The 16,690-nt window shown below is 55.5% G+C and carries 4 protein-coding genes; all 4 read left to right on the forward strand.

Annotated elements, in window-relative coordinates:
• Nucleotides 1–181 precede the first annotated feature (181 nt).
• The 4 genes from ACYPYQ_RS13205 (at nt 182) to ACYPYQ_RS13220 (ending at nt 16,135) form a co-directional block, all read left to right on the forward strand.
• Nucleotides 182–667 carry a hypothetical protein gene (locus tag ACYPYQ_RS13205; protein ID WP_459724375.1) on the forward strand — a complete coding sequence of 162 codons (486 nt, stop codon included), beginning with the start codon at nt 182–184 and terminating at the stop codon, nt 665–667.
• Between the two features lie 415 nt (nt 668–1,082).
• The gene (locus ACYPYQ_RS13210) at nt 1,083–14,525 is read left to right on the forward strand and encodes a beta strand repeat-containing protein (protein WP_459724376.1); all 13,443 of its coding nucleotides are present in this window, start codon (nt 1,083–1,085) and stop codon (nt 14,523–14,525) included.
• Nucleotides 14,526–14,744: 219 nt separating this feature from the next.
• Nucleotides 14,745–14,876, forward strand: a complete 132-nt coding sequence (locus ACYPYQ_RS13215; protein ID WP_459724377.1) for a hypothetical protein — start codon at nt 14,745–14,747, stop codon at nt 14,874–14,876.
• Nucleotides 14,873–16,135: a YiiX/YebB-like N1pC/P60 family cysteine hydrolase gene (locus ACYPYQ_RS13220; RefSeq protein ID WP_459724378.1), complete on the forward strand. Its 1,263-nt coding sequence runs from the start codon at nt 14,873–14,875 to the stop codon at nt 16,133–16,135. The genes ACYPYQ_RS13215 and ACYPYQ_RS13220 overlap by 4 nt, the downstream gene beginning before the upstream one ends.
• Nucleotides 16,136–16,690 lie beyond the last annotated feature (555 nt).

Raw genomic sequence — 16,690 nt, forward strand, 5'->3', positions numbered from 1 at the left:
CCCGGCATGCAAGTCACGGCGGAGATACACCTTGGTACCAGAACCATTCTTGAGTATTTGCTCTCACCGGTCATGGGGGCGTTTCAGGAGGCGGGGAGGGAGCGGTGAGGGCTGTGCAAATGAAATACTTGGTGCTACTTGAGGTAGCGAATGATGTGGCGTTTGAGATGAGGGTTGGGGCATGTTGACAACAGGTGATTCTTTAATTCCTTCGCGTCGTAGAGCAAGGCAAATGGCTGCTGCTCAATGGCTTGCGAAATGGACGTATCGATTGCAAGCATTGTTTGCTTCAATTGGATTTTTTCTGGTTCTGCTCCCGGTTCTCAATAATCAATGGAGAGAAGTAATCGAGGCCTTTGCGTTAACAGCTTGGATATTCAGAGTGTTTTCTACCTTGACGGGTGGAGCCCTCATTTTGTTGGGGATTCTCATGCTGCTGTTTCTTATCTTGAACTTTATGGTCAAAGACTACCCAGGAGGATGGAATCCTACTAAGGAATGGGGATTCCCAAGCCCCAAACAAGTTGTGGAGAGAGAACTCTATCCGCGAAATAGAAAAGAGGAATTTGTTTTTTGGATTGACATAATTTTTGGGATTGTTGGAACAACGTTTTGGTTATACCTGCCATTTGGCGTGCTTGCATATTTCATCAGAATAGGGGCTTGATATGAGTGGAATCATTACTGTTGGAGAAATTGCGGCTGCATCAGGGGATGCCTATGGGGCGTATCAGGGGGGGCTTGTTTCTCCCTCTGCGCAGGCATCATTTGGTGCGGCTGTCGCTGCGGCTGCAGCTGCAATCGCGTCTACAGGGCGTATGGGTGGATTTGCCCAAGGGCTTGGAATTGGCATTGCGCCTGCCGCCAGTATGACCCAGTTGGCGATGAACATTAATAGCTTGCAGAATGCGGCGACGCCGGCGGATGGACTCGCAGCATCACTTGGCATACTTGGCGGTGCAGCGGGCACGCTTGCTGGACTTATGCCGCCTTCACCTCAAAAAGCTGCACTAACTGCGATAGCAATCGCGGCTAGCTCCGCTCAACTGTTGGTACAAAATCACGAAGCCATTGAACAAGTCATGTCAGATCTTGCGGACACCATGGCAAAAGGCTTCATCGATGCAGGCATTGCGTTTGGTGACACCATCAACGGCATTGAACAATCCGTCGCCGATCTCATCTTCGCAGCCATGCGTTTTGTCAATCGTCGCGACCCCCTAACCCTGGACCTCAACAGCAACGGCCTAGAAACCCTTCCCATCAACGCAACGAGCCCCGTCTACTTCGACCTCACCGGCGAAGGCGTGCAAAGCAGCGTCGGCTGGGTTGCACCATCGGATGGTTTCCTCACGCTGGATCGTAACGGCGATGGCCTCATCAACGACGGGACGGAATTGTTCGGCGATGCCACGCCTGCCTATGAAGCTGGAACCACAACACCAACAACCGGCAAGACTGCCGATGGTTTTGCGGCACTGGCGCAGGAAGACACCAACGGCGACGGCGTGGTGAATTCAGCTGATGCGAACTTTGCCAATCTGCGCATCTGGCAGGATTTGAATCAGGACGGTGTTTCACAGACAAACGAACTTAAGACCCTCTCCGAACTCGGCATCGAAAGCTTCAACGTCGCCAACGTTGCGCACAGCCAGCTACTCGCCAACGGTAACCAGATCGCCGACACCGGCACCTATACTAAAACAGACGGCACTACCGGCACCGCAGGTGTCACCGCCGGCATGGCCGATGTCAATCTCGCCGTGGACACCTTCCACCGCACCTTCGCCGACACCATTCCGCTCACTCCGCAGACCGAAACCCTGCCGGACATGCAGGGCAGTGGGGCCGTGCGCGACCTGCGCGAAGCCGCCAGCATCCAGACTGCAGAAGGTGTAACCCTTGCGACGGCCCTCGCACAATTCTCCGCCAGCACCACCCGCAACGAACAACGCGCCCAACTCGACACACTCATCACCGACTGGGCCGCTACCAGCGGCTTCGAAGACATGGCCACCCAAGCCGCCGCGCACGGCTACACCCTCACCAGCAACCTCGGGCCCGAATGGCAACACAAACTGCACGTCCTTGAAACTTTCAACGGCCGAAGCTTCTACAGCATGCCGTGGGACAACACCAACGCCCAAAGCGGCGTCACCGGCATGAGTGTCAGCGGCAACCACATCACCATCAGCATGAACAGCACGCAGCTTGCCTTGCTGGACCGCGCCTATACAGCGCTCAAGGAATCGGTGTACGACGCGCTGATACCTCAGACGCGCCTGAAGCCTTATTTGGAAGACATTAGCCTGGCGCTGGATGCGGAGGGGAATTTCAGTTTAGATTTTGCGGCACTCGAAGCGCGTCTCAACGCCACACAGACAGGCAACATCAACACCGCCGTGGGCGACCTGATGGACATGCGCCGACTGATGGGCGACACCTTGGAAGGGGCAGGGTGGGATAGCTTGGAACTACTGACCAACTGGGCAGCAGAACTCGGCAATTTTGAATCTGAATTCGCTCACCCTGTGCCGCCCGATGCGGGAAATATCGGTGTAACGCCTGAAGCGCAACAGCAATATGACGCCCTGTATCAGGAATACCAGGCTTTGCTGGCTCGGAATGAAGTTCGTCGCGCAGTTGCCGACACACTGGCTGAATTCGGGTTTCAGCATCAGACCATGCTCGGTGGAGGTAACTTCGGAAGTTATTACTACACCACCCGATCTGATTTCGGCGGCCTTCAGACAGGCTCTGGCAATCTCAGTGGCTTTGCATCCTATAACGATCTACTCGTCGGCCAAGCAGCTGACGATACGATTACCGGCGGCGCGGGTAACGACTGGCTGCTGGGCGGCGATGGGAACGACACGTTGATCGGTGGCACAGGTAACGACCTGCTGCACGGCGGTGCGGGCAACGACACCTATGTTTTCAACGCAGGTGACGGCGCGGACACCATTCTCGAAACGCAGGGTGATGCCGGCGTAGACACGCTGCATTTTGGCGCAGGCACCGCACTCACCAATCAATTGCCGATCACGGTGGGCGACATCAACATCGCGATGGAAGGCGATGCGCTGGTGTTCCGCCACATCAACGGTCGGGACAGCATCACCGTCGCGCACTGGTTCTCATCCGATAAAAACAAGCTCGACACCGTCACCTTCGCCGATGGGCGCAGCTTCGATCTAACCACTTTGCAACTGGGAAGTATTGATGCCGACGTGCTCACCGCGCTGGCTACTACTCCGGGCGGTGTGCCGATCAACAAGGTTCTGGTGGGCGGTGCGGGCAACGACACACTCATCGGCGGTGAAGGCAACGATTGGCTGCTGGGCGGCACAGGTGCGGACACCCTGAGTGGCGGCCTCGGCAACGATACTTATTCGGTGGACAGTGCAGCTGATGTCGTTGTCGAGAATGCCGGAGAGGGCGTGGACGTAGTGGAGGCTAGCGCCAGCTACACCCTCGGCGACAATATCGAAAACCTCACCCTCGTTGGCAACGGCGCGATCGCCGGTACTGGCAATACGCAGGACAACATCATCACCGGCAACTCGGCAGACAATCACCTGCAAGGCATGGATGGCAATGACACGCTGATCGGCAATGCGGGCAACGACACACTGGATGGCGGCGCGGGTGCAGATGTGATGGCGGGCGGGGTGGGTAATGATGCCTACGTCGTGGATACGCTGGCCGACACCGTTACTGAGGAAGCGGGAGAGGGTACAGACACGGTCTATACCGATCTGAGTTATGCGCTCGGTAGCAATATCGAGAACCTGACCTTGACCGGTGCCAATGCAGTGGATGGCACGGGTAATGAACTCAACAACGTCATCACCGGCAACGCGAACGACAATATTTTGTCGGGTCTGGCGGGCAGCGACACGCTAAATGGTGGCGCGGGTGCGGATACGATGTTGGGCGGCACGGGCAATGATATCTATGTTGTGGACAACACTGGAGATCTCGTTGTTGAGAACGCGAGCGAAGGCATAGACCTCGTAAATTCCTCCATCACCTACACACTCACCGATAACGTCGAAAACCTCACCCTGACCGGTGCAGCGGCAATCAGCGGCACGGGTAACGTGCTGGACAACACGCTCATCGGCAACGATGCCGCCAACACCCTCACCGGGTTGGAAGGCAACGACACACTGAACGGCATGGGTGGTGCAGATACGCTGATCGGTGGAACCGGCAACGATACCTATGTGGTGGACGGCGCAGGGGATGTTGTCGTGGAGCTGGCGGGCGAGGGTACGGATGCCGTTCAATCCGCTATCAGCTATACCTTGGGCGACAATGTGGAGAATCTCACCCTCATTGGCTCAGGCAGCATCAATGGAACGGGGAATGCGCTGGACAACGTTATTGTCGGGAATCATGGCAGCAACATGATCGATGGTGGTGTGGGTGCGGATGCCATGTACGGCAATGGCGGAAATGACACCTACCTGCTCGACAATCTGGGCGACACCATCACCGAATACTGGAACCAAGGCACTGACACCGTCATCAGCCCCTTCGACTACACCTTGGGTGCGAACGTAGAAAACCTGATTCTGACTGAAGGAGCTTCTCTGACGGGTACGGGTAATGAGCTGAACAACGTCATCACCGGCAACAGCAACGACAATACGCTGACCGGACATATGGGCAACGATACGCTGGATGGCGGCATCGGTGCGGATACCTTGATCGGCGGCACGGGCAACGACACCTACGTGGTGGATAACCTGCTCGATACCACCATTGAAGCGGTAGGTGAGGGCATCGACACCGTCAAGAGCGATCTGACCTGGACGCTGGGGGACAACCTCGACAATCTCACTCTCACCGGAACGGCTGCCATCGATGGCACCGGCAATACGCTGGACAACGTCATCACCGGCAATATCGCCGACAACACGCTCACTGCGCTGGAAGGCAACGATACGCTGGACGGTGGCGCGGGCGCGGACGCCATGCTGGGTGGCACCGGCAACGACACCTACGTGGTGGACAACGCGGGCGACCTTGTCATTGAAAACGCAGGCGAAGGCATCGACCAGGTCAAGTCGAGCATCACCTACACCCTTACCGATAACGTAGAAAACCTCACGCTGACCGGCATTGCAGGGCAAACGCATCCTGCCATTGACGGCACCGGCAACGTGCTCGACAACGTCATCGTCGGTAACGATGCCGCCAACACGCTCATTGGGCTGGAAGGCAACGACACGCTGGACGGCGGCAAGGGTGCTGACACCCTGCTGGGCGGGACAGGTGACGATATTTATATCGTGGATAACGCGGCAGACGTGGTTGTCGAAAATGCCGCAGAAGGCACGGACACTGTTCAAGCCAGTGTCAGTTATGTTTTGAGCGATAACGTTGAAAACCTGACTTTGACCGGTACGGCTGCAATCAGCGGCACTGGCAATGCGCTGGATAATAACATCACAGGTAATAGTGCCGATAACACGTTGGATGGCGGTGCCGGTGTAGATACGATGGCCGCTGGAGTGGGTGACGATACCTACATAGTGGACAATGCCGCAGACATTGTGGTCGAGAACGCAAGTGAGGGTGACGACAGCGTGTTTGCCTCGGTGGCGTACTCGCTCTCGGACAATGTGGAAAATCTTACGCTTACCGGTGCGGCGAATATCGATGCCGCAGGCAATGCGCAGAACAACACCCTCACTGGCAATGCAGGCGACAACATCCTTTCCGCTCTGGCAGGTAACGACACGCTGGTGGGTGGTGCGGGCAACGATCTGCTGGATGGTGGCACAGGCGCAGACACCCTGTCCGGCGGCACGGGCGACGACACCTACATCGTCGATGACATCGGCGATGTCGTCACTGAAAACCTTGCCGAAGGCATGGACACCGTGCAGTCCTCCATCGCCTATACGTTGGGCGACAACATCGAGAATCTCACCCTTACCGGCACGACCGCGATCGATGGAACCGGCAACGCACTGGACAACGTCATCACCGCCAATGACAGCGGCAATATCGTGAATGGCATGGAAGGCAACGACACGCTCATAGGTGGTGCGGGCAATGACCTGCTGGACGGTGGTCTCGGTGCGGACAGCATGTCGGGTGGAGCGGGTGATGACACTTACATCGTGGATGAAGTCGGCGATGTGGTGAATGAATCTACCGGTGCTGGCACGGATACCGTGCAGTCCTCCATTACCTATACCTTGGGTGCCAATGTTGAAAACCTCGTTTTGACTGGCGAGGCGAATCTGGACGGTACCGGCAATACGCTGGATAACAGCCTCGTCGGTACGGCCGGAAACAATGTGCTGGACGGCGGTGCGGGAGTGGACAGCTTGGCAGGCGGTGCGGGAAATGACACTTACATCGTGGACGATTCCGCAGACGCGGTAGTCGAGCTGGCCGGCGAAGGGACGGACAGCGTGATCGCTTCGGCGGATTACACGCTTTCGGACAATGTGGAAAATCTTACCCTCGCGGACGGCGCAGTGTCAGGCACAGGCAACGCGCTCGATAACCTTATCACCGGCAATGCTGGCGACAACGTCTTGAGTGGCATGGCGGGTAACGACACGCTGGATGGTGGCGCGGGTGTGGATGCGATGGCGGGTGGTATCGGTAACGATACCTACTATGTGGACAATACAGCCGATGTCATCGCAGAAAATATTAACGAAGGCACAGACAGTGTGTTTGCCTCGGCGACCTACACGCTTTCCGACAACATCGAAAACATCACCCTCACTGGCACAGCCAACATCGACGGCACGGGCAATGCACTGAACAATGCGATTACCGGAAACAGCGGCGCGAACGTATTGGATGGTGGCGCAGGTGCTGACACGATGACGGGCGGAGCAGGTAACGATACCTACATCGTGGACAACGCAAGCGATAGGACAGTTGAGGCGCTCAATGCGGGCATTGACACGGTGCTTTCTTCTGTGACCTATACACTTGCTTCCAATGTTGAAAACCTGACGCTGACCGGAACGGGAAACATCAACGCGACCGGTAACGAACTGAACAATATCCTGATCGGTAACATGGCCAACAATGGTTTGTATGGTTTGGCTGGCAACGATACGTTGATTGGCGATACCGGCAATGATGTGCTGGATGGTGGCACAGGTGCGGACAACATGGCAGGCAATACGGGTGACGATACCTATGTTGTCGATAATGTGAGCGATGTGGTGACGGAGAATGTTGATGAAGGTATCGATACTGTGCAGTCTTCCATCACCTACACGCTGGGTGCGAACGTAGAGAACCTGACCCTGACTGGTACGGCCTCGATCAATGGCACCGGCAATGCGCTGGATAACGTGATCGTGGGCAACAACGGCAATAACGTCCTGTCTGGTTTGGATGGCAGCGATAGTCTGACTGGCAACTCTGGCAACGACACGCTGAACGGTGGCACGGGGGCGGACAGCATGGCGGGTGGAGCAGGCAATGACACCTACGTGGTGGACAATGCTGGCGACCTTGTTATCGAAGGGCTGAACGCAGGAACCGATCTGGTTCAATCGTCCATTACCTATACGTTGACTTCCAACGTAGAGAATCTGACCTTGACGGGTGCAGATGTCATCGACGGAACAGGCAACACACTCAACAACATCATTACCGGAAACACAGCCGCGAACGTGCTGGATGGTGGTGCAGGTGCGGACACGATCTATGCAGGAACGGGTGAAGACACCCTGATCGGCGGTGACGGTAACGATGTGCTCTATGGCGAAGCGGGTAACGATCTGCTGCAAGGCGATGCGGGCAACGACACGCTCAATGGTGGTTTGGGTGCGGACACAATGCTGGGTGGTCTGAACAATGACACCTATGTAGTGGATAACGTTGGCGACCTCATTACAGAAAATCTGAACGAAGGTGTCGACCTGGTTCAATCCAGCATTACCTATACGTTGACGGACAACGTCGAGAACCTCACCTTGACCGGTGCGGCCAACATCGACGGTACGGGCAACGTGCTGGACAACATCATCCTTGGCAACACAGGCAACAACATCCTGACTGGCCTAGAAGGCAATGACACGCTGAATGGTGGGGCGGGAGCGGATACCATGTTGGGTGGCACTGGAAACGATACCTTTGTCGTGGACAACGCAGGCGACCTTGTTATCGAAAACCTCGATGAAGGAATCGACAACGTTCAATCCAGCATCACTTACACGTTGACCGACAATGTTGAGAACCTGACCCTGACTGGTACGGCTTCGATCAATGGCACAGGCAATGCGCTGGACAACGTGATCGTGGGCAACAACGGCAACAATGTGCTGTCTGGCCTGGATGGCAACGACAGCCTGACTGGCAATTCCGGTAACGACACACTGAACGGTGGCACGGGAGCGGATGCGATGACGGGTGGCGCGGGCAACGACACCTACGTGGTGGACAATGTTGGTGACTTGGTGACCGAGGCAGTGAATGCGGGAACAGATCTGGTGCAATCGTCCATCACCTACACGCTCACCGCCAATGTCGAAAACTTGACCCTGACCGGCGCTGATGTCATCGACGGTACGGGTAATACACTCAACAACATCATCACGGGCAACGCTGCGAACAATATCTTGGATGGCGGTGCAGGTGCCGATTCGCTCTATGCGGGGGCGGGTAATGACACGCTGTTGGGTGGTGCGGGTAACGATATTCTAGATGGCGGCGTGGGCGCGGACGCGATGTCCGGGGGATTGAACGACGATACCTATGTGGTGGATAACGTCGGTGATCTGGTTACGGAAAACCTGAACGAAGGTATCGACCTTGTTCAATCGTCCATTACTTACACGCTGACGGACAACGTCGAGAACCTCACTCTGACCGGTGCGGCCAACATCGACGGCACGGGCAACATGCTCAATAACGTCATTCTTGGCAACAGCGGCGCAAACGTGCTGACGGGTCTGGAAGGTAATGACACGCTAAATGGTGGTGCGGGTGCGGACACCATGCTGGGTGGCACCGGTAACGATACATTTGTCGTAGACAATGCCGGCGACCTTGTTATCGAAAATCTTGCTGAAGGTGTCGACAACGTTCAATCCAGCGTCACATACACGCTGACGGACAACGTCGAAAATCTCACTCTGACCGGTACGGCATCAATCAATGGAACTGGCAACGGGCTGGACAACGTGATTGTGGGCAATACCGGCAACAACGTGCTTTTCGGTTTGGAGGGCAACGACAGTTTAACTGGCAACTCTGGCAACGATACACTCGATGGTGGCACCGGTGCTGACAGCCTGGCAGGCGGTGCAGGAAACGACACCTACGTAGTGGACAATATCGGCGACATGGTGACTGAAGCAGCAAACTCCGGCACGGATACGGTTCAGTCGTCCATCTCTTACACCTTGGGTGCGAATGTCGAGAACCTCACCCTCACTGGGGTGGATGCTATCAACGGCACGGGCAATACTTTGAATAATACGATCACGGGAAATGCGGCCGCGAACGTGTTGGACGGTGGGGCAGGTGCGGATAGCATGGCGGGCGGAGCGGGTGACGATACCTACGTGGTGGACAACGCCGGCGACGTGGTGACGGAAGCGTTGAATGCGGGTATTGATCAGGTTCAATCCGGCATCAGTTACACACTGACGGCAAACGTCGAAAACCTAACTCTGACGGGTACCGCCGCGATCAACGGCACAGGCAATTCGCTCGACAATACGATCATCGGCAATGCAGCAGCCAACGTGCTGAACGGAGGCGCAGGTGCAGACACGATGTCCGGTGGTGCGGGTAACGACACCTATGTCGTGGACAACGTCGGTGATGTCATAGTGGAAGAAGTCAATTCCGGTACGGATAGCGTACAGTCCAGTGTCACTTACACGCTCTCTGACAACGTCGAGAACCTCACGCTGACAGGCACAACTGCCATCGATGGCGCCGGTAATGCGTTGGACAACGTCATCTCAGGCAACAGCGGCATTAATGTGCTGGCCGGCTTGGGAGGCAATGACACCTACTACGTGGATAACACAGAGGATGTAGTCGTGGAGAATACTGGCGAGGGTATCGACAGCGTGTACTCATCTGCAACATATACGCTTGCAGATAATGTTGAGAATCTCGCGCTTACTGGCGCATCTGCAATTAATGCCTCTGGTAATGCATTGGATAACATCCTCACAGGTAACAGCGGTAACAACGTGCTGGATGGTGGTGCTGGTGCAGACACGATGGCTGGCGGTGCGGGCAACGATACCTATGTCGTGGACAATGCAGGCGATGTGGTAACTGAAGCATTGAACGCTGGTACTGACACGGTTCAATCCAACATCAGTTACACCCTCGGCAACAATCTGGAGAATCTCGTTCTCACAGGCGCAGATTCGCTCAGCGCTACGGGGAATTCATTGAACAACGTAATCGTCGGCAATAGCGGCAACAACTTGATCGATGGTGGAGCCGGTGCAGACACGATGTCGGGCGGCGCAGGCGATGACACGTATGTGGTGGATAACACGGGTGACGTGATTGTTGAAGCTGTGGGCGAGGGTTTCGATACAGTTCATGCGAGTGCAAATTACACGTTGGGTGCAAACATCGAAAATCTGGCACTCGCTGGCACTGCTGATATTAGCGGTACAGGCAATGCGCTGGATAATGTGATTACCGGAAATTCTGGCAACAACTCGCTGAGTGGTGATGCGGGTAACGATACGCTCGATGGTGGAATTGGCGCAGACTCTATGAGCGGTGGCACAGGTGATGACACATATATTGTCGACAACACGGGTGATGTTGTAACGGAAGGTTTGAATGCCGGCATCGACTCTGTTCAATCTAGCGTGAGCTACACCCTCTCTGACAACGTCGAGAATCTCACCTTGACGGGTACAGCATCTATCAATGCAAACGGAAATGCGCTGGATAACATCCTCACCGGGAATAGTGGTGCCAACGTGCTGGATGGTGGGGCAGGAGCTGATACCCTAATTGGCGGACAAGGCAAAGATACGCTGATGGGTGGTGCAGGGAATGATCGCTATGAATTCAACCTGGGTGATGGCGCTGATACCATTATCGATGCATCGGGTCTTGATACGCTCTTCGTTGGCAGCAACCTGATCGAAGCCAATCTCGAAGGTACTCGTGTTGGGAACGACATGTTTATCAGCGTGCTGGGTACGACTGATTCCATCACACTGACCAACTGGTTCGCCCAAGGGCAAGGTGTGCAGCGTATCGAATTCGCAGATGGCTCATTCCTTGATGCAGTTGGCATTGAAGGCTTGTTGAATCGCCCGCCTGTCGCCAATCCTGACGACATCACCGTTGACGAAGACACAGCTCAGACGGCTATTTCAGTTGCAAGCCTGCTTGCCAACGACACCGATCCGAACACGGGCGATGTCATCAGCTTTGCTGGCTTTGATGCCACCAGTGCGCTTGGCAACACAGTCACGCAGGATGCAAATGGCGACCTTGTGCTGGACATTGGGCAGCGCTACCAATCACTTGCCCAAGGCCAAACCGTCTCAGACACCTTTGGCTACACCATCAGTGATCGCAAGGGTGAGACGGATAGCACCTTGGTGAACGTCACCATCACGGGCGTGAATGACGCACCGATTACTGTGGCTGACGATGCAACAGCATTGCAAGAAGACGTCACCCTCACTGCCACTGGCAATGTCCTGTCCAACGACAGCGACATCGACCAAGGAACGGTGCTTCAGGTTGCAAACGCTGGGGTCTTTGTTGGGCAGTTCGGCACCTTGACGCTGGTTGCGGATGGCAGCTACAGCTATGCCTTGGACAATGCCTCCTTCGGTGTCCAGTCTCTAGCCCAAGGCCAAGTCGTCACCGACACCTTCGACTACGCTGCAACAGACGGCATTACCTCAACACCTTCGACCCTAACGGTATCCATCACTGGTGCCAACGATGCACCTGTAGTGGTAGCTGATGTGAACGCAGTCCAAGAAGATGTAGTGATCTCGGCTACAGGCAACGTCCTGAGCAACGATAGCGACATCGACCAAGGCGCGGTGTTGCAAGTAGCCAATGCTGGAACCTTCGTCGGCCAGTTCGGAACGTTGACCATCAATGCAGACGGCAGCTACAGCTACGTACTGGACAATGCCTCTTACGGTGTTCAAAGCTTGGCCCAAGGCCAAGTCGTCATCGACACCTTTGACTACGCCGCGACAGATGGCATCACCTCAACACCATCCACACTCACTGTCAGCATCACCGGCACCAACGATGCCCCAGTGGTCGCCGCTGATGTAAATGCCGTCCAAGAAGATGTGGTGCTCACCGCCACAGGCAACGTCCTGAGTAATGACAGCGACATCGATCAAGGTACGGTGTTGCAAGTTGTGAACGCAGGCGTCTTCGTTGGTCAATTCGGCACCTTGACGCTGAACGCCGACGGCAGCTACAGCTACGCACTGGACAATGCTTCTCTCGGTGTTCAGTCCTTGGCCCATGGCCAAGTCGTCACCGATAGCTTCGACTATGCCGCGACGGACGGCATTGCCTCAACGCCGTCCACCCTTACTGTGAGCATTACCGGCACCAACGATGCACCAGTGGTTGTTGCTGATGTGAATGCAGTTCAGGAAGACGTCACGCTCACTGCCACCGGCAACGTCCTGAGCAACGATAGCGACATCGACCAAGGCACCGTGCTACAAGTGGCAAACTCAGGCGTGTTCGTCGGTCAGTTCGGCACGCTCACCATCAATGCAGACGGCAGCTACAGCTACGCCTTGGACAACGCCTCCTACGGTGTTCAGTCACTGGCCCAAGGCCAAGTCGTCACCGACACTTTCGACTACGCAGCTACGGATGGCATCGCTTCGACACCATCCACGCTCACGGTCAGCATCACGGGCACCAACGATGCGCCAGTGGTTGTTGCTGATGTGAATGCAGTTCAGGAAGATGTCACACTCACTGCCAATGGCAACGTCCTGTCCAACGACAGCGACATTGACCAAGGTACCGTGCTAAGCGTGGAGAGTGCAGGCATCTTCGTCGGCCAGTTCGGCACCCTCACTCTCAACGTCGACGGCAGTTACAGCTACGCTTTGGACAATGCTTCCTACGGCGTCCAGAGCTTGGCAGAAGGCCAAGTCGTCACCGACACCTTCGACTACGCAGCGACCGATGGTATCACCTCCACACCATCGACCTTGACTGTGAGCATTACCGGCACCAACGATGCGCCAGTCGTAGCCGTACCGTTGACCGATGCCAGCACCTTGGAAGATCAAACCTTCAGCTATCGTGTGCCTGACGGTACCTTCACTGACATCGACCAAGGTGATGTGCTGAGCTATCAGGCCGCCATGTCTAATGGATCTGCCCTGCCAGACTGGCTCAAGTTCGATGCCGTCACACAGACCTTCAGCGGTATCCCCTCCAACTGGGACGTTGGGGTTATGGATGTTTCGGTAACAGCTACCGACCTCCACGGATCCACTGCCACCAGCACCTTCAGTCTGGACGTGCAAAACGTCAACGACTCCCCCATCGTCACGGCGCATATGGCAGACCAGCGTGTAGACAACGGCAAACGCTTCAGCATCGCCATCCCGGCCAGCACCTTCGACGATTGGGACATCGTGCATGGCGACAGCCTCAGCTACAGCGCCACCCTTGCCAACGGCGAGGAACTACCGGAATGGCTCAGCTTCGATGCCGCCACCGGCACCTTCAGCGGCAAGGCAAAAGGTTCGGACAGCTACGACATCCTGCTCACCGCCACCGACCAAGCGGGCGCCAGCGTCTCGCAGGTCTTCACCCTCAACACCGGCAAGCACGATCAGGATGAACATCGCGATGACGAGCATCATGACAATGAGCATGATGATGACGAGCATGACCACCACGCCGTCCCAGACACCACGCAGGACGAGATCATCGTCAGCAGTAGCGTGAATGACATCATCCACACCGGCAACGGCGCGGACAGCATCCTCTTCGGTCGCGGGGATGGGCATGACACGGTCTACGGCGGAGAAGGGACGGATAACACCCTGATCCTGACTGACGGCATCCAGATGAATGACATCGCTCTGACTCGAAACGCCAACGACCTCATCCTGGAAGCGGGTGCAACCGACCAGATCACCCTGCGTAACTGGTACGACAACACCGCCAACTACAAGAGTGTGCTCACGCTGGATATCATTTCTCAGGCGGTTGCCGAATTCGATTGCAAGTCAGGCCGCAAGTCTGAACATAAGTCAGACCATCAAGAGATCAAGACTATGCTCGATCAGTACGATTTCAGTGCCGTGGTCGCGGCCTTTGATCAGGCCTGGGCGGCGGACAGCACGATCCAGCATTGGAACGCCGCACAGACACTGGCAACAGCCCATGTGGATGACGGTGAGGATGCCTCACTGGGCAGCCCGGCCTTCAAGGACATGAGCATCAGTAGCTTGATGGCGTTGGGGCAGGCAAACCAGAACCTCAATGCGGTGCAGTTGAATCAGGATCGGGCGCGGGGATAAGCGTTAAATGCGATAACGGTGCAGAGATGCGACCGTTATCGAGACATGGTGGCCCACCTGGACCACCCCACCGGCGAGTCTAGGCTGAGCTACGCGCGGTTGGCTGGACATGCCGTTGTGACACTCGTGCAGTTCATTCCGTGCGACCTGGTCGAAGGTGAGCCTTTTTCAATGTAGGCTAGGCGGTCGCTGAAGCTTATCGGGGGCAAGGAAGAGCGCATGGAACTGTTTTTTGCAGCTAACAAGGAGATGCAAAACGGGTTCAATCGAGCAGGCATGAAAGCCTTCTGGGTTGAGGCCATCGTTCAGCCACCGGTGCCGAATCGTTGGTCAATCGGAGTTGTGAAATGAGTGAATCTGAATTGCGGCCTAGGGTATTCGTCGCCGACCTCATCCAGACCGGCGATGTTGTCTTGACGACCACGCCCGACCCGATGAGCCAAACGATACGTAAGTTTACCGGCACGGACATCTCCCACGCCATGATTTGTGTGGATACGTCGAGCGTAATCGATTCCACTAGCGACGGTGTTCACGCACGTAACCTTGGGCGAATCATTCTTGAACCAGGATGTGCAGGTCATGTGCTTCGACCGGTGAAGCCACTGTCGACTGACCAATTACGCTCTGTCATCTTCTTCGCCAGAGCTGCGGTTGGCACTCGATATACGGTGGCCGGCGCTGCAAAGAGCGTGTTGGCTGGTTTCGTGGCAGGCCGAAGGCAGTTCTGCTCGCGTTTAGTCGCGCAAGCCTACCGCGATGCCGGCGTGAACCTAGTATCGGATGCCGACTTCTGCCACCCAGGAGAGCTCTTGAATAGCGCCGCGCTTGTTGAAGTTCCAAATGTGCTTAGGAATCTCAGTCCAGAAGAAGAGGCTGACCGGCGTGAGGATATTGACAGTGTCCAGGCTATGCGCGATTCAACCAACGCCTTGCTCCAGGAGGCCCGCAAACTGTCCCCTGAGATCGAGTCGCTGAACGATATCGATGCTTACCTGGTAGAGCATCCAAAGGGAGATGCTCAACTTGTGCAAGCACTGAGATCTTCAAGGTATTTAGAACTGTGGAGAGATGAGCTCGAAAGGAATTCTTGGCAGTACCACGTTGCCATGATGGAGGGGTATAACGGCTCGGATGCACGCAAGCAGAGGTACTGCGAAGTGGTGCTGGCAGACGAGGAGTTGGGCCAAAACCGATTTATCCTGAACCACGCGGGTTACGTGACCTTGAATACGTTGCACCCTCGCCAATACTTTGCCCTGATGGTGAATCTGTACGACATCCTGACCCTGCTTCATGCTCGGCGCATCAATGCAGCAACTGCTTGGCTTGAGAGTAAGGGGCTACGCGAGCCGGCACCTCCAAAACTCCTCCGTCCACACACCCATGAGTGGTTTGCTTCGCTACGCGAATGGAATCCAAAGCAGGCTGCAATGGCGGAAGCAGCCATTCAGAGGGCGGGAGGTTCAGATGTGTGCAGTGTCTGTGCGGATGATCCGGCCCGTGATTACGCCTTGGTGAGTATGCCAGCAGCTGGGCCAGGGACGCTTAGGCTCTGCGATGACTGTTTTCGCATCCGCTCTCTCGACGAACCAATGAGACCTTTCTGACCGCCTATTCTCAGCGTGTCTGTGCAAGGTTTCTTGGACTGCTTCGTGGGCGATACAAACATAAACCGTTAGATCTTGGCATTGTCTGGTACCCAGCTTCCGTAGTTATTAACTTGCTAAAGTTGACCAACCGCAACCGAGTTTATATAGACAACCATTTCAAGCAGGTCAATGACAGCCACTGGAAGTGGCCGCTGATAAGCAGCACACCAACTGACCGTTATGGCCGAGAAGGTGGCTTGGTCAGGAGTTCGGTCATAGCAGTCATTTAGACAAGTCAACAACACGTCAGCCTTGCTTAGCAAAGCTGACTCTTTACCACGACTATGGTTTAAAGCGATACTGCAAATTACATAAGCCATTAAACACCAAACTAGCCTAGTAACTTATCAAGGATGTCTGCCTCCTTCATCGAACTTCAGCGAAGATTTGCGGAGTACCAGCCTGAATCGCCCCGGGAATCGTGGAGGCTCCTTTAACTTAGTAAAATGGAGCCACCATGAACAAATCAAACAAATATTCTTCCGAAGTTCGCGAGCGTGCTGTCCGTATGGT

The organism is Sideroxyarcus sp. TK5, from assembly GCF_054601595.1.